Origin of the sequence: Georgenia wangjunii (genome assembly GCF_036421975.1) — a bacterium.
In the GTDB taxonomy this organism is placed as follows: Bacteria; Actinomycetota; Actinomycetes; order Actinomycetales; family Actinomycetaceae; genus Georgenia_A; species Georgenia_A wangjunii.
Genome location: NZ_JAZGON010000004.1, coordinates 78800 through 94389 on the forward strand (window position 1 = coordinate 78800; position 15590 = coordinate 94389).

The window sequence follows — 15590 nt, forward strand, 5'->3', positions numbered from 1 at the left end:
ATCCCGGACGCCGCGACGCTATCGCCTGGGGCGTGCAGCGGCGTGTGGTGTCTCGGCGGCTCGGGAGCGCGCCACCTTCAGGTCTGGTGGGCGCCCGACGTCAGGCGCGGGAGGTCCAGTGCCGGGCGACGGCGTCCGCGTCCTGGGCCGAGAGCGGCTCCGGCAGGGGGGCATCCGCGCCCGAGGCCCGGAGTCCGTCGGTGAAGATCGTCAGGTAGCGGCGGTACGCCTGCGGGCGGGTGTCGGCGGCGTGCATGGCCAGCTCGCTGATCATGAAGAAGAGCATCGTGAAGTCCTGCGCCGTGATGCCCGGGCGGACCGACCCCTCGTCCTGGGCCCGGCGGAGGAGCTCCTCGAGGTAGGGCGCGACCCTGCCGGCCGCCTCGTCGAGCTCGGGCGCGAGCTGGCCCGGTCCGAGAGCGATGTCCCGCAGCCCGAGGTTCGCCGCCAGGACGTCCGCCGCGTGGCGGATGAGGAGCATGAGCCCGTCCCACGCCGGCTCGGTGGCGATCGCGTCATCGGCCACCTCGAGGATCCGGGCGAGGGGCTCCTCGAGCGCCTCGCGGACGAGCGTCGCCTTGTCCGGGAAGCGCCGGTACACGGTGCCGACGCCGACCCCGGCGTGCCGCGCGATGTCGTTGAAGCCGGCGCCGAGCCCCTGGGCGGCGAAGACCTCCCGGGCGGCGCGGATGACGCGCAGCCGGTTCTCCTCCGCGTCCCGACGCAGGGCACGTCCGGCCCGGGGCTCGGGGTCCCCGCCCGTGGAAGTCGTCATGTGGCGCATGCTACATCGTATGCGGATGCGTCCTATCCGCTTAGCGGGGTACCGTTCACCGTCGGACATGTCCGACCCGCTCCGACGCGCGCCCTCGCGGTCGTGGGCGCCAGCCGTCGCTTCCTAGGAGACAGCACATGGCAGAACTGCTCTACCGGCTCGGTCGCTTCTCGGCCCGCCGCGCCTGGCTCGTCGTGGCGACGTGGCTCGTCGTCCTTCTCGGCGCGGGAGGTGCGTTCGCCGCGTTCGGCGGCACGCTCAGCACCGCCATCGACATCCCGGGGACGCCGACGGCGGAGGTGACCGAACGGCTCCAGGAGGAGTTCCCCGAGGCGTCCGGCGGCCAGGGCACCGTCGTCCTCCACACCGCTGACGGCTCCGAGATCAGCGAGGAGCAGCGCGCCGCGGTCGCCGACGTCTTCGCCGACGTCACGGACATCGAGGGCGTCGCCGGAGTCGTCGACCCGTTCGAGACCCAGGCCCAGCTCGCCGACCAGGCGGCGCAGGTCGCCGACGGCCAGGCGCAGATCGAGGCGGGGCGCGAGCAGGTCGACGCCGGGCGCGAGCAGATCGAGGCCGCGCGCGCGCAGCTCGAGACGGGCCAGGCCCAGCTCGACGCCGCCCGCGCCCAGGCCGAGGCCGCGGGCATGCTCGAGCAGGCGCAGCCTCAGCTCGACGCGCAGCAGGCCGAGCTCGACGCCGGCAGCGCCGCGCTCGAGGCCCAGGCCGCCGAGCTCGAGACCCAGGCGGCCGAGCTCGAGGCAGGAAGCGCCGAGCTCGAGCTCGGGGCGCAGCAGCTCGAGCTGGCGAGCGGGTTCCGCACCGTCTCCGAGGACGGCTCGGCCGCCACGGCGATCGTCCAGTTCACCGTCCCGCAGTACGAGGTGGACGACGAGACGAAGGATGCCGTCGTCGCCGCGTTCGAGGACAACCCCGTCGATGGGCTCGAGGTCGACTTCTCGGCCGAGATCACCCAGAGCATCGCCAACATCGCGGGCGTCGCCGAGATCGTCGGCGTCGTCGTCGCCGGGGTGGTCCTCCTCGTCATGCTCGGCACGCTCGTCGCCGCCGGGCTCCCCATCATCACCGCGTTCGTCGGCATCGGCGTCGGCGCCCTCGGCACGCTGGCACTGTCCGGCACCGTCGACATGATCAGCGTGACGCCCGTCCTCGGCGTCATGCTCGGCCTCGCCGTCGGGATCGATTACTCCCTCTTCATCCTCAACCGGCACCGCCGGCAGCTCCGCGAGGGTGTCGAGCTCCACGAGTCGATCGGGCTCGCGACCGGCACGTCCGGCAACGCCGTCGTCTTCGCGGGACTCACGGTGCTCATCGCGCTGCTCGCGCTCAACGTCACCGGCATCGCCTTCCTCGGCCTCATGGGCACCGTCGCGGCCGCGTGCGTCGCGATCGCCGTCCTCGTCGCCATCACGCTCATGCCCGCCCTCCTCGCGCTCGTCGGCGAGCGCGCCCTGCCGCGCCGCCAGCGCCGCACGGCCACCACGGAGCGGCCCCGCGCGGCGGCCGTCGCGCCGGCGAAGCCCATGTCCACCGGTGCGGCGATCCTCAGCCTCGTCGCGAGCATCGCGGCGCTCGTCGTCATCGCGCTGCCCGCGCTCGACATGCGCCTCGGCCTGCCCGACGGCGCCACCGAGCCCGAGGACTCCACGCAGTACCGCGCCTACACCGTGGTCGACGAGAAGTTCGGCGCCGGCCAGAACGGTCCGCTCCTCGTCGTCGCCGACCTGCCCGGCGGGATCGAGGAGGCGGAGGTCGGCCCGCTCCAGGTGGCCATCGGCCAGGAGATCGCCGACCTCGAGGACGTCGTCGCCGTCGCGCCCATCGGCACGTCGGAGGACCTGAGCATGGCCGCGTTCCAGGTGGTCCCGGCCGAGGGGCCGAGCAGCGAGTCGACCGAGGAGCTCGTCCACACGCTGCGGGCCACGACGCTCGACGACGAGCCCGACGTCGAGCTGTCCGTCGCCGGCCTGGCGAGCGGCAACATCGACATCTCCGCCAAGCTCGGCGCGGCGCTGCCGATCTACCTCGCCGTCGTCATCGGGCTCTCGCTCGTCATCCTCGTCGTCGTCTTCCGCTCGATCCTCGTCCCGCTCATCGCGACCGGCGGGTTCATCCTGTCCGTCTTCGCGGCGTTCGGCGGCGTGACGGCCATCTACCAGTGGGGCTGGCTCGGGGACCTCTTCGGCGTGCACGCGCCGGGACCGATCCTCAGCTTCCTGCCGACGCTGCTCATCGGCATCCTCTTCGGCCTGGCGATGGACTACCAGCTCTTCCTCGTCTCCGGCATGCGGGAGGCGTACGTCCACGGGACGCCCGCCCGCGCGGCCGTCATCGAGGGCCGGCGCGCAGGCCGGGCGGTCGTCACCGCCGCGGCGATCATCATGTTCTCCGTCTTCGGCGGGTTCGTGTTCTCTCACATGGCGATGATCCGGCCCATCGGGTTCGGTCTCGCGTTCGGCGTGCTCGTCGACGCCTTCGTCGTCCGCATGCTCATCGTCCCGGCGCTCATGCACCTCGTCGGGGACAAGGCGTGGTGGCTGCCGCGCTGGCTCGACCGCATCCTGCCCAACGTCGACGTCGAGGGGTCCGCGCTCGAGCGCACGCACCCCCACGGCGGCGCGGCGGGCGAGCGCGAGCACGAGGTCGCGGCGGTCTGACGACACAGCACGCACACGACGCCGCGGTGCCCCGGACCTCATCCCGTGCACCGCGGCGTCTGTGCGTCGCCGTACAGTTCGTGCCGACTCCGAGAGGTGCGCGATGGGCGACGAGATCGCCGACGACCAGCCGGCCACGCGCGGCGTCGACCACCTCACGAGCGCCGTCGCGTTCGACCGGCTCGGCGCAGCGGCCCGGCGCTTGCTGGTCGCGGCCGGGATCGCGCTCTTCTTCCTCGTCTCGTCTCGATCGCCCCTGCGGTCGTCCTCGTCGTCGCGCTGTTCGGCCGGTTCGTCCGCCACCCCGGGCGCAGGCTGCCGACAGCGGTCCTCCTGCCCGCGCTCGCCCTCGTCGTCGTGCAGCTCGGGTTCGTCACCGCGGCGTGGGGCGACCACTACCGAGGCGAAGCCCGCTACGAGGCCCTCGTCGACTCGGCGATCAGCGTGTGGGGGCGTCAACCCATCGAGCCCGGGTGGTACGTCGGGTTCGCGGGGCTCGTCGCGGTCATCGCCGCGACGACGTTCGCGACGTCCCGGCCGCCGCCGCGCCGCCGCCCCGTCCTCATGGGGTGAACGCCGACGCCCGCCGCGGCCGCCTCGGGGAGAGGCGGCGACGGCGGGCGTCGGCGCGGGTCGTCGGCCTAGCCGAGCGGGCCGAACAGCGCGGGCGAGGTGCGCGCGTGCGTCGCCTGCTCGAACGCGTAGGCGAACCCGAGGAGGGTGCCCTCGGCGTAGTCGCGCCCGAGGAGCTCGAGGTTGACGCCGGCGCCGGCGAGCGTGCCGTCCGCCTCGGTGGCCTGCCCCATCGGCACGGTCAGCGACGGCATCCCGGTGTTCGGGCTGAGGCGCATGTTCGTGCTGTGCGTGCCGTAGGGCGTGCCGCTCGGGTAGACGAGCGCGTCGAGGTCGAGCTCGTCCATCATCTCCGTGACGAGCGTGTGGCCGGTCGCGATGGCGCGCGTGTGGGTGCCGTCCGGTCCCGCCCATGCCTCGTACGTCGCCTCGTCGACCGCGTCGCGGGACTGGTAGGTCCGCAGGCGTGAGGTGACGAAACGGCCGGTGCTGAGGATCTCGCTGATCGAGCGCGCCTCGACGTCGGGGTCGAGGTAGGCCGCGATGTAGGCGGACAGGTCGTGCTTGAACTCGTTCGTGCTCCCGCTGGGCTCGGCGAGCACGGCGCCGAACTCGGCCGGCGGGGTGACCTCGACGACCTCGGCGCCCTGCGCCTCGAGGGTCGCCACGGCGTCGGCGAAGAGCCGAGCGGTCGTCGCGTTCGTGCTCACCATCGAGGCGACGTACCCGATCCGTGCCCCCTCGAGCGCGCCGTCGTCGAGGAAGGCGGTGTAGGACTCCGGGACGCGCCCCGCCTGCTCGGCGGTGACCGGGTCCGCGGGGTCGATGCCGACGACGGCGTCGAGCGCGGCCGCGGCGTCGACGACGCTGCGCGTCATGGGCCCGCCGGTGTCCTGGCTCAGCGCGAGCGGGATGATCCCGTCGCGGCTCGCGAGGCCGACCGTCGGTCGGATGCCGACGAGCTGGTTGTAGGACGACGGCACACGGATCGACCCGCCCGTGTCCGTGCCGAAGCCGACGCCCGCGAGGTTCGCGGAGATCGCCGCGCCGGTTCCGCCGCTCGACCCGCCGGCCGTCCGGCTCGTGGCGTACGGGCTCGCGACGTAGAGGGTGGACCCAGCGGGCTGGTAGGAGGAGAACTCCGACGCGAACCCGTAGGCGAACTCGTCGAGGCTCGCCTTGGCGAGGATGACGGCGCCCGCCTCGCGCAGGCCGGCGACCATGGCGGCGTCGGTCTCCGTCTGGTTGTCGTCCCAGCAGCCGCAACCACCCGTCGTCGGCATGTCGAGGGTGTTGTAGTTGTCCTTGACCGCAACCGGCACGCCGAGGAGGAGGTCGGTCATGCCCTCGGCCGCGCGCGTCGCGTCGGCCGCGGCTGCTGCCTCGAGGGCGGTGGTGCTCGTCGTGATGATCGAGTTGAGCGGGCGACCGCCCTCGGCGGTGTCGATGAGCGGGCGGTCGTACGCGGCGATGCGGTCGAGGTAGGCCTGGGTGATCTCGACCGACGTCGTCACGCCGGCGTTCATCGCGGCCTGCATGTCGATGACCGAGGCCTCGACGAGCTCGAACGGCCCGTCGTCGTAGACGATGCGCTGCGAGACCTCGGCGAGGTCGGTGATCGTCAGGACGCCGTCGGCGTCGACGTCGGCTGCGGCGACCGCGTCCCAGCTGGTCGAGGCGGGGGTCGCGCCGAGGTGCTCGGCGACGAGATCGAGGTCGTCGGCGCTCACCTGGCGGTCGCCGGTGAGGTCGAGCTCGGTGTAGTACGGCGCGAGCAGCGCGCCGCCGTCGGCCTCGAGCGCCGGGACGTCCGCCTGGGCGGTGCCGACCGCGCCGCCGAGCGCGAGCGCGGAGACCAGGGGGACCGCCAGGGCAAGGGCCGTGCGGCGGCGTCGGGTTGTCACGGGCGTGCTCCTCGGGTCGGGACTGTTGGGCTGGTGCTGCGGGGCGGCGCTCATCGGGCACCTGCCGTCCGGGCGCGAGCCGCGCGGGCGGCGAGGGCGACGGCACCGGCGACGAACGCCGTGCCGGCGAGCGCGCCGAGGGTGAGGGCATCGAGGCCGGTGCTGGGGAGCGCGCCGCCCCGGCCCGGAGTCGGACCTGCGTCATCACCGCCGGCGCCGCCGTCGGAGACCGGGGCTCCGCCGCCGCCGCCGTCGCCGCCGTCAGCGGGCGCCGACGGGTCAGGCGTGGGTGCACCGGTCGTCGGCTCACCGGTCGGCTCCTGCGTGGGGGTGCCGGTCGGCTCACCGGTCGGCTCACCGGTCGGCTCCGGTTCCGGGGTCACCGTGGGCGTCTCGGTCGGGGACGGCGTCGGCACCGGGGCGAGGACCTCGACCGAGGTGCTGGTCGGCGGCGTCACTGTCGTCGCACCCGCCGCGTCGACGAGGGCGACGGTGACGTCGACGGCGCTCGTGCCGGCCGCGAGCCCGGTGAGGCGCAGCGTCGCGACGACGTCCCCGTCGAGCGCGGGGGACGTCCCGAGCCGGCTGTGGACGAGGGTCACCGCCTCGTCGCCGACCCGGACGGCGTCGAACCCGCCCGCGGGACCAGCGGCGCTGCCGGGGGAGTAGGCGAGGGTGTCGCCGTCGAGGGAGACGGTGAGCTCGTACGCGTAGACGCCGGTGACGTCGCCCAGGCCGATCGTGACGTCGACGGCCCCGCCGATCGCGACCTCGTCAGGCGCGGTGACCGTGACGCCGGCGGCGGACGGGGCGGCGAGCGCCGGGGCGGCGCCGAGCATGAGGAGCCCGGTGCACAACGTGGCGGCGGCGGCGAGCGCCGGCCGGGAGAGTCTCGAGAGGGGGGCTGGGCGCATGCGGGTCGTCCTGCTTTCTGCGTCGGAGGGGGTGCTCGGACGCTAACGACGCCGTGTTTCGCCGTCGGGTGCCTGACGTTTCGCCACGGTTTCGCCCCGACGCCTCCGACGACGTGCCCAAGACCGCTGCCGGTCGCGGGAACGCCCCGTGTGCCTACCATCGAGCGCACAGACAACGGTCCGTGCGCCGCACCGGGAAGGACGCGAGATGAGGGCAGCCCGCCTGCACGGGGTCGGCGACGTGCGTGTCGACGAGGTCGAGGCACCGGTGCCGGCCGGCCACGAGAGTCTGGTCCGGGTGACGGCGGTCGGCCTGTGCGGCTCGGACCTGCACTGGTTCGCCGACGGCGGCATCGGTGACGCCACCCTGGAGGAGCCGCTGGTGCTGGGGCACGAGGTCGCCGGCGTCGTCGAGGGGGGTCCGCAGCACGGTCGCCGGGTGGCGGTCGACCCGGCGGACCCGTGCGGCCGGTGCGAGCAGTGCCTCGCCGGTGACCGGAACCTCTGCGAGCACGTGCGCTTCGCCGGGCACGGGCGCACGGACGGCGGTCTCCGTGAGCTCATCGCCTGGCCGAGCGACCTGCTGCACGCCGTGCCGGACGACCTCGGCGACGCCGACGCCGCGATGCTCGAACCTCTCGGCGTGGCCCTGCACGCCGTGGACCTCGGCAGGGCGCGGCTCGGCGCGACGGTCGTCGTCGTCGGCTGCGGGCCGATCGGGCTGTGCGCCATCCAGCTGGCGCGGGCGGCCGGGGCCGACCGGGTGGTCGCGGTGGAGCCGCGCGCGCACCGCCGCGAGGCCGCGGCGCGCCTGGGCGCGGACGTCGTCCTCGACGCGGATGACCCGGCGGTCCTCGCCGCGCTCGCCGATGCGACCGGGGGCCGCGGCGGCGACGTCGTTCTCGAGATCGCCGGCAACGACGCCGCCGTCGCCCTGGCGGTGCATGCCGCGGGCCGGGGAGCGACGGTGGTCCTCGCCGGCATCCCCGAGGGCGACTCCACGACGTTCCCCGCGTCGGCGGCACGGCGCAAGGGGTTGACGCTCAAGCTCTCGCGCCGGATGAAGGAGATGTACCCGCGCGCCATCGGCCTCGTGGCCTCCGGCCGTGTCGACGTCACCTCCGTCGTCAGCGACACCTACCCCCTCGCCGAGGCGGCCGAGGCGTTCCGGTCGGCGCACGCCCGGACCGGCCTCAAGGTGGTCGTCGAGCCGAGCCGATGACGCTCGCTCGCGCCACGGGAACGATGGGCGCTCACGGTGAGGGGCGGTCCTTCTTCGGCAGCCGCGCAACGACGGCGGCGTACGAGGCGTCGACGGCGTCGTAGAGCTCGCCGTCGGGGATCCCCCCGCCGATGCCGAGCGTGTTCCAGCCTGACCGGCCGAGATAGGCCATGACGGAGGCGTCCGTCGGGTACTCGGCGAGCCACTCGTCCGCCTCGGCGCGCGTGGCCCCGCACTTCACACCCACGGAGCGGCTCTCCGGGCGGCCGAGGAAGGCGAAGATCTTCGGCCCCACCTTGACGACGACGTCGTCCTCCCACGGCTCGTCCGGCCATGCGCCGGGCTTGGCCAGGCAGTAGTCGAGCAACTCCTCGAAGGTCATGACGCCTCCCCGGTCCTCACCCGTACAGTACGGCGCGGAAGGGGAGGTGCGCCGTGGAGATCGACCTCAACGCGGACGTCGGGGAGTCCTTCGGGCCATGGGTCATGGGCGACGACGCCGCGATCCTGCGGGTCGTCTCGAGCGCCAACGTCGCGTGCGGCTTCCACGCCGGCGACGCCCGGACCGCACGCGGGACGTGCACGCTCGCCGCGGAGCACGGGGTCAGCGTCGGCGCCCACGTCTCCTACCGCGACCTGGCCGGTTTCGGTCGGCGCTTCATCGACGTCGACCCCGCCGAGCTCGTCGACGAAGTCATCTACCAGGTCGGTGCGCTCCAGGCGATCGCCGCCGCCGCGGGCACGCGCGTGCGTTACGTCAAGCCGCACGGGGCCCTCTACAACGCGATCGTCCACCACCGCCAGCAGGCGCGCGCCGTCGCCGAGGCGGTCCGGACCGTCGACGCCGGTCTACCGATCCTCGTGCTGCCCGGCACCGTCATCGAGGCCGAGGCGCGGGAGGCGGGGCTGCGGCCGGTGGTCGAGGCGTTCGCCGACCGGGCCTACGCCGGTGACGGCACGCTCGTCCCGCGCGGCCGGCCGGGCGCCGTCCTCACCGACCCCGCGCTCGTGGCCGCCCGGGTCGTCCGGCTCGCCACCGAGTCCACGATCGAGACGGTCGACGGCGGGGTCCTCACCGTCGCCGCCGAGAGCGTCTGCGTGCACGGGGACACGCCCGGCGCCCTCGACCTCGCCACCGCGGTGCGCGCCGGCCTCGAGGACGCCGGCGTCGCCGTCCGCAGCGTCCGGTGAGCGGCCGGGACGGCGGGCTGGTGGACGGCGGCGCGAGGACCGTGCGCCCGGTGGGGGAGCGGGCGTTCCTCGTCGAGTGCAGGGACCTCGACGAGGTGCTCGCCCTCCACGCCGCGCTGCTCCGCGACCCGGTGCCCGGCCAGGTCGACGTGCTCGCCGCCGCGCGGACCGTCCTCGTCCGCCTCGCCGACCGGCGCACGCGCGACCGCGCGGCGGCAGTCCTCGCGTCCTTCCCCGCGCCGCCCCCCGCCCGGACCGCCGGACGCCTCGTCGTCATCGACACGCTGTACGACGGCCCGGACCTCGCCGCGGTCGGCGAGCTCACCGGGCTTGCGGTCGAGGAGGTCGTCGCGCGGCACACGGCCGGCGAGTGGGTGGCCGCGTTCGGCGGGTTCGCGCCGGGGTTCGCCTACCTCGTGAGCGATGGCCCCGGGCTGAGCGTCCCCCGGAGGGAGTCCCCGCGGACGGCCGTGCCTGCGGGGTCGGTGGCGCTCGCCGGCGAGTTCTCCGCCGTCTACCCCCGGCGGTCACCGGGTGGCTGGCAGCTCATCGGGCGTACCGGCGCGGCGATGTGGGACCTCGACCGGGAGCCGCCAGCGCTCGTGCGCCCGGGGGACCGCGTGCGCTTCCGAGCCGTGCGCGAGCTCGTCACGGCCGGGCGTTCCCGCGGGGACGTCCCGTCGACGCGGGGTCCGGACGGCGGCGGGGTGACGCCGTCGAGCCGCGGCGCCGCCCTCGCCGTCGTCGCGACCGGTCCGCTCAGCCTCGTCGAGGACCTCGGCCGCCCGGGCCTGGCGGACCTCGGGGTCAGCCCCTCTGGCGCGCTCGACCGCGGCGCGGCGGTGCAGGCCAACCGGCTTGTCGGCAACGACCGTGAGGCCGCCGTCATCGAGACGGTCCTCGGCGGTCTCGAGCTCCAGGCGCACGGGAGCCACGTCCTCGCGGTCTCCGGCGCTCCGGCTCCGCTCACCGTCCTCGTCGACGGTGCGGAGACCTGGCGCCCGCCCCTCGACGCGCCGTTCCCCCTGGGTGACGGCGAGGTCGTGCGTCTCGGGTCTCCGGCGACGGGGTTCCGCTCCTACGTCGCGGTGCGCGGCGGGGTCGCCGTCAGGCCCGTGCTCGGCAGCCGGTCCACGGACGTGCTCTCCGGCACCGGCCCGCCCCCGCTCGCCGCGGGGGACGTCCTGCCCGTCGGCGAGGCGCCCCGCACGGCCGTCGGCCGTCCCGAGCCGGCGCGAACGCCGGCCGAGGGCGTCGTCGAGGTCGGCGTCGTCCCCGGACCGCGCCGGGACCGGCTGAGCGCGGACGCCCGCACGAGGTTCCTCGCCGAGGAGTGGACGGTGACGGAGCGCTCGAACCGCGTCGGCCTGCGGCTCGACGGTGAGCCGCTCACGCGCGCGGAAACCGCGGAGCTGCCGAGCGAGGGCACCGTCGCGGGGGCCGTCCAGGTGCCGGCGGACGGCCGGCCCGTCGTCTTCCTCGCCGACCACCCCGTCACCGGCGGCTACCCCGTCGTCGCCGTCGTCCGCGAGGCCGACCGGGACGTGCTCGCCCAGGTGCGCCCGGGCGAGCGGGTCCGGTTCGTCATGGCACCCGAGGACGGCGTTCGGGACGCGCTCGAGGACGGGGGCGGGCGGGTCGTGCCCGCGGGTGGCGCAGGCCGATGACGGCCAGGTCGGCGTCGGCCGGGTCGGCCGGTTCCGTGCCGGCCGCCGAGCGTGCCGCCCTGCCGCCCGGCGCCCTCGCCGAGCTCGGGCGCCGGTTCGGCGTCCGCGCCGTCGGGCCCGTGCGTTCCCCCTGGGTCGGGGCGACGAGCTCGGTCGTGCGGCTCGGGGACGACCTCCTCGTCAAGGTCCCGCACCGCGACGACGCCGCGGTGGACGCCTGCCTCACCCATGCCCGGGTGTGCCCGGTGCTGCGGCGGAAGGGCGTGCTCGTCCCCGAGATCCTCGCGGTCCTCACCGCCGGTGACCTCGCCCCCGTGCCGCTCGTCGTCAGCCGGTTCGTCCCGGGCAGTGCCCTCACACCGTCCGACGTGCGTCCCGGGATCTGGGCCGACGTCGGGCAGCAGGTCGCTCTCGTGCACCGCACCGCGCCCGGGGAGGTGCCACCGGGACTGCGCTCCTTCACCCAGCACCCGGAGGTGGACCCGGCGGTCGTGGCCGAGCGACTCGCGGACGAGGGGATCGTCAGACCGCAGACCGCGACGACGGTGCGCGGCGTGCGGGACCGGCTCGTCCCGGCCGTGCTGCCCGACGATTCCCCCGTCCTCTGCCACGGCGACCTCCACGCCGGGAACGTCATCGCGCAGGACGGTGGCCTCACGGGTCTCATCGACCTCGCCGGCGCAGGATGGCTCGACGCGGCGTGGGACTTCGCGGCGATCCCCGCACCGGCGGTGCGGCCCGCGCTGGCTGGCTACGCCGCGAGCGGCGGGCGCGCCGGCCACCTGCTCGAGCGGGTGGCGTGGTGCCGCTTCCAGCTCGCCGTCCACCGGCTCGCGACGAGCAGACGCCCCGACGACGCGGCCTCTCGGGCCGTGGGCGAGGTGGAGCGGCTCCTCGGCACGCCCGGCTAGGGCCGGTCGCCTGCCGGGGCTACTCGGCGTCGAGATCGAGCGCGACGAGGTTGGCGATCTCGTCGACGGCATCGGCGTTCTCGGACTCGACGACGACCTCCGCCCCGCGTTCCGCGCCGAGCGTCATGATCATGAGCGAGGAGGCGGCGTTCACCGGCTCCTCCCCACCGACGGCGAGGGTGATCTCCTCCTCGTACTGCCCGGCTGCCTTGGCGATGAGGGCGGCGGGGCGGGCGTGGAGCCCGACGGCGGATCCGACGGTGACGGTGCGCTGTGCCATGGGTACGACTCCTTGTCGTGGACGGGGTGGTGCTGGGTGGGGGTGGTGCTGGGTGATCAGGCGGCGACCCGCGCGGCGGCGGGGTCCGAGGCGGGGGTCCGGTCGCCGATGAGCTGCTTGGCGAGGACGACGAGGACGGCGGAGAGGACCATCCCGGCGAGGATGGCACCGACGAACGCGGCGACGTTCTCCATGGCGAAGAAGACGAAGATTCCGCCGTGCGGCGCCCGGGACTGGGCGTCGAACGCCATCGACAGCGCGCCGGTCAGTGCCCCGCCCGCCATCATCGACGGGATGACGCGCAGCGGGTCCGCGGCCGCGAACGGGATGGCACCCTCGGAGATGAACGAGGCGCCGAGCAGCCAGGCAGCGCTGCCGTTCTCGCGCTCGACCTCGGTGAAGAGGCGTGGACGCAGGCGGGTCGCCAGCGCCAGGGCGAGCGGGGGGACCATGCCCGCGGCCATGACCGCCGCCATGATCCGCAGGGTCGCCGGGTCGTCGACGACGAGCCCGGCGGTCGCGAACGCGTAGGCCGCCTTGTTGACGGGGCCACCGAGGTCGAACGCCATCATGAGGCCGAGGATGACGCCGAGAAGAACGGCGGACGTCCCGCTGAGCCCGCCGAGCCACTCCTGGAGCGCGTTCGTCAGGGCGGCGAGCGGCTGGCCGAGGAGGAGGAACATGAGCCCGCCGGCGACGATCGTCGCCAGCAGCGGGATGATGACGACCGGCATGAGGCCGCGCAGCCAGCGCGGCGCGCTGATCCGCGAGATGTACAGCGCTGCCACGCCCGCGATGAGGCCGCCGACGAGCCCGCCGATGAACCCCGCGCCGACGGTCACGGCGACGGCGCCGGCGGTGAAGCCCGGCGCGAGCCCCGGCCGGTCGGCGATGGCGAACGCGATGTAGCCCGCGAGCGCCGGGACGAGGAACGCGAACGCCGCGGCGCCGAGCTGGTGGAGGACGGCGCCGAGGTAGATCGCGAGCCCGCCCTCGGGAAGGTTCGTCAGCGAGTTGTCCAGGACGACCTCCGCCGAGGTGAAGACGATGTCGTACCCGCCGAAGAGGAAGCCGAGCGCGATGATGAGGCCGCCGGCGGCGACGAACGGGATCATGTAGCTGACGCCGGTGAGCAGGGCGCGCTTGAGGTTCGAGCCGAGGCCTGCGCCACGGGCGGCGCCCCCCGACCCGCCGGCGTCGCCCGACGGAGCCGTGCCGCCGAGCCGGCGCGCCGCCGGGTCGTCCGCGGCGGCGAGCGCCTCCGTGATCATCGTCCCCGGTTCGCTGATGGCCCGCTTGACGCCCGACTCGATGACGGGCTTCCCGGCGAACCGCTCGCGGCCCTTGACGCCGACGTCGGCGGCGAAGATGACGGCGTCGGCCCCGGCGATGACCGCCGGGTCGAGCGGCGTGGTCGCGCCGGAGCCCTGCGTCTCCACCTCGATGGTGACGCCGGCCTCCTGGCCGGCGGCGACGAGCGCGTCGGCGGCCATGTACGTGTGGGCGATGCCCGTCGGGCACGCGGTCACGGCGACGACGGTGCGGGCCGCGGTGCCGTCCGGCGGGGCGGCGGTGCCGCTGGCGTCGCCGCTCGCCGCGGTGGCGCCGGTCGCGGCGCTCGCCGCTCCGGGCACGGCGCCGCCGGTCGTGCCGGCCGTGCCCGCCGCCGGCGTGCGATCGGCGGCCGTGCCCGGCCCGGGCGTGCCCGCCGCCGGTGCGGCCGTGTGCGCCGGCGCTGCCGCGCCCGGCGCTCCGGCGGGTGCGGCCGGCGGACGGACGACGCCGTCGACGAGCGCGACGAGGTCCTGCGCCGTCGGCGCCTCGCGGAGCGCGGCGACGAAGTCCTTCTTGACGAGCGCGCGGGCGAGCTTCGTGAGGAGCTTCATGTGGTCCGCGCCGCCGCCCTCTGCGGCCGCGATGAGGAAGACGATGTCCGCGGGCCCGTCCGGCGCGCCGAAGTCGACCGGCGGCGCGAGCCGCGCAAAGGCGAGCGATCCCTCGCGCACGTGCGTCGAGCGGCAGTGCGGGATGGCGATGCCGCCCGGGAGCCCGGTCTCCGCCTTCGCCTCGCGGGCCATGGCGTCGGCGGTGAGGCCCTCGGCGTCGGCGCGACCGGCGGCAGCGACGAGGTCTGCGAGGCCGGCGATCACCTCGTCCTTCGTCCGGCCGAGGTCGGCGTCGAGGGCGACGAGGTCGGCGGTGATGAGGCGGGGTTCGTCGTCGGACATCGGGATCTCCTTCCGGGACCAGGGCCGGCCGCCGAAGGGCGGCCGGGTCACGCGGGTGGTGCAGTCACAGGCGCTGCACGACGACGGCGCCGGGGCTCGTCTGCTCCGGCGCCGGCAGGGCGGTGCCGGGGAGGGCAGCGGCCGCGGACCCGTAGGCGACCGCGCGGCGCAGGCGCTCGGGAGGGTCGGCGCCCGCGACGGCGGCGAGGAGGTACCCGGCGAGGGAGGCGTCGCCCGCGCCGACGGTGCTGCGCACCGTGATCGGCGGCGGTGCCGCGACCCAGGCGCCCTCGTCCGTGACGAGCAGCGCACCGGCGGCGCCGAGTGTCGCGAGGACGGCCCCGACGCCCCCCGCGAGGAGACCCCGCGCCGCCGCCGCCGCTGGGCCAGGGTCACCGGCGGCGGCTGCGGACTCGAGGGCCACCGGGTCGGCGCCGGTGAGCTGGGCGAGCTCCTCGGCGTTCGGCTTGAGCAGGGTCGGGGCGCCGTCCGGCAGCGCGGCTCGTAGGGCGCGCAAGGGTGCGTCGGAGGTGTCGACCGCCACGCGGTGCCCACGCTCCCGCAGGAGGTGGGCGAGCCGGGCGTAGAACTCCTGCGGTGCACCCGGGGGCAGCGACCCGCAGAGCGCCACCCATGTCGCACCCTCGGCCGCACCGAGGACCGCGGTCTCGAGGTCCGCCACCTCGGCGGGTCCCAGCGGGGCGCCCGGCTCGTTGATCTTCGTCGTCGTGCCGTCCGGCTCGGTGAGCGTGAGGTTCGTCCGGGCGAGGTGCGCGACCGGCACCGCGCGGTAGGGGACCTCGAGCGCGTCCAGCCCGAGGAGGAGGGGATCACCGGTACGGGCGGGCAGGACGGCGAGGGCGGGGTGCCCGGCGAGCGTGACGGCGCGCGCGACGTTGACCCCCTTGCCTCCGGGCTCGACGCCGACCGACGTCACCCGGTGGACGCCCCCGCGTGCGAGCGGGAGGGGGAGCGTCGCCGTCCGGTCGAGGCTCGGGTTGGCCGTGAGGGTGACGATCACGTGCCACCTCACCTCGCTCTCGTGGCGGTGCCGCCCGGCGACGGCGTCGCCGGCCGAGCAGACGCAGGACGAGCGTGACCGATGTCACGCCGAGCGGCAACACGGCGGCGCGCGCGCACCCCGCCCTGGCCCGTGCGGACCGGTCCCGGACGATGAGAGTTCCTTCATGCACCCCTCATCGGTCGCTCACCCGGCGTTGCCACGCTCGTCACCTGCGGGTCCCCCG

The 15590-nt window shown here is 75.3% G+C and carries 13 protein-coding genes; 6 read left to right on the forward strand and 7 right to left on the reverse strand.

The genetic code is table 11. From position 1 onward, the window contains the following. Nucleotides 1–100: 100 nt before the first annotated feature. Nucleotides 101–775: a TetR/AcrR family transcriptional regulator gene (locus tag V2J63_RS08335; RefSeq protein ID WP_331230561.1), complete on the reverse strand. Its 675-nt coding sequence runs from the start codon at nt 773–775 to the stop codon at nt 101–103. Between the two features lie 137 nt (nt 776–912). Here V2J63_RS08335 and V2J63_RS08340 point away from each other — a divergent pair, with 137 nt between their 5' ends. Both V2J63_RS08340 and V2J63_RS08345 read left to right on the forward strand, forming a co-directional pair. Then, complete coding sequence (locus V2J63_RS08340) at nt 913–3453, forward strand: MMPL family transporter (RefSeq protein ID WP_331230562.1); 2541 nt, start codon at nt 913–915, stop codon at nt 3451–3453. Nucleotides 3454–3810: 357 nt separating this feature from the next. Continuing rightward, nucleotides 3811–4026, forward strand: a complete 216-nt coding sequence (locus tag V2J63_RS08345) for a hypothetical protein (RefSeq protein ID WP_331230563.1) — start codon at nt 3811–3813, stop codon at nt 4024–4026. A 68-nt stretch (nt 4027–4094) separates the two neighbouring features. Here V2J63_RS08345 and V2J63_RS08350 read toward each other — a convergent pair whose 3' ends face one another. Together V2J63_RS08350 and V2J63_RS08355 are read right to left on the reverse strand one after the other, a co-directional pair. After that, nucleotides 4095–5930 carry an amidase family protein gene (locus V2J63_RS08350; RefSeq protein WP_331230564.1) on the reverse strand — a complete coding sequence of 612 codons (1836 nt, stop codon included), beginning with the start codon at nt 5928–5930 and terminating at the stop codon, nt 4095–4097. A 50-nt stretch (nt 5931–5980) separates the two neighbouring features. Beyond that, the gene (locus V2J63_RS08355) at nt 5981–6844 is read right to left on the reverse strand and encodes a cohesin domain-containing protein (RefSeq protein ID WP_331230565.1); all 864 of its coding nucleotides are present in this window, start codon (nt 6842–6844) and stop codon (nt 5981–5983) included. Nucleotides 6845–7052: 208 nt separating this feature from the next. Here V2J63_RS08355 and V2J63_RS08360 point away from each other — a divergent pair, with 208 nt between their 5' ends. After that, on the forward strand, nt 7053–8066 hold the full coding sequence (locus V2J63_RS08360) for a zinc-dependent alcohol dehydrogenase (protein ID WP_331230566.1): 1014 nt from the start codon (nt 7053–7055) through the stop codon (nt 8064–8066). A 31-nt stretch (nt 8067–8097) separates the two neighbouring features. Here V2J63_RS08360 and V2J63_RS08365 read toward each other — a convergent pair whose 3' ends face one another. After that, nucleotides 8098–8448: an MmcQ/YjbR family DNA-binding protein gene (locus V2J63_RS08365; protein ID WP_331230567.1), complete on the reverse strand. Its 351-nt coding sequence runs from the start codon at nt 8446–8448 to the stop codon at nt 8098–8100. Between the two features lie 53 nt (nt 8449–8501). Between V2J63_RS08365 and V2J63_RS08370 the strand changes: the two genes are divergently transcribed. The 3 genes from V2J63_RS08370 to V2J63_RS08380 are packed head-to-tail and all read left to right on the forward strand — an operon-like array spanning nt 8502 to nt 11835. After that, nucleotides 8502–9257 carry a LamB/YcsF family protein gene (locus tag V2J63_RS08370; RefSeq protein WP_331230568.1) on the forward strand — a complete coding sequence of 252 codons (756 nt, stop codon included), beginning with the start codon at nt 8502–8504 and terminating at the stop codon, nt 9255–9257. Further along, on the forward strand, nt 9254–10924 hold the full coding sequence (locus tag V2J63_RS08375; protein ID WP_331230569.1) for a 5-oxoprolinase subunit B/C family protein: 1671 nt from the start codon (nt 9254–9256) through the stop codon (nt 10922–10924). The genes V2J63_RS08370 and V2J63_RS08375 overlap by 4 nt, the downstream gene beginning before the upstream one ends. Beyond that, entirely contained in the window at nt 10921–11835 is a 915-nt protein-coding gene (locus V2J63_RS08380) for an aminoglycoside phosphotransferase family protein (protein WP_331230570.1), read from the forward strand. The genes V2J63_RS08375 and V2J63_RS08380 overlap by 4 nt, the downstream gene beginning before the upstream one ends. Before the next feature lie 19 nt (nt 11836–11854). Here the strand turns inward: V2J63_RS08380 and V2J63_RS08385 are convergent, their stop codons facing one another. From V2J63_RS08385 to V2J63_RS08395, 3 genes are all read right to left on the reverse strand, one after another. After that, nucleotides 11855–12115, reverse strand: a complete 261-nt coding sequence (locus tag V2J63_RS08385; RefSeq protein ID WP_331230571.1) for an HPr family phosphocarrier protein — start codon at nt 12113–12115, stop codon at nt 11855–11857. 56 nt (nt 12116–12171) lie between these two features. After that, nucleotides 12172–14343: a PTS fructose transporter subunit IIABC gene (locus V2J63_RS08390; protein ID WP_331230572.1), complete on the reverse strand. Its 2172-nt coding sequence runs from the start codon at nt 14341–14343 to the stop codon at nt 12172–12174. Between the two features lie 64 nt (nt 14344–14407). Further along, nucleotides 14408–15364, reverse strand: coding sequence for a 1-phosphofructokinase family hexose kinase (locus tag V2J63_RS08395; RefSeq protein ID WP_331230716.1), 957 nt, complete (start codon nt 15362–15364; stop codon nt 14408–14410). Nucleotides 15365–15590 lie beyond the last annotated feature (226 nt).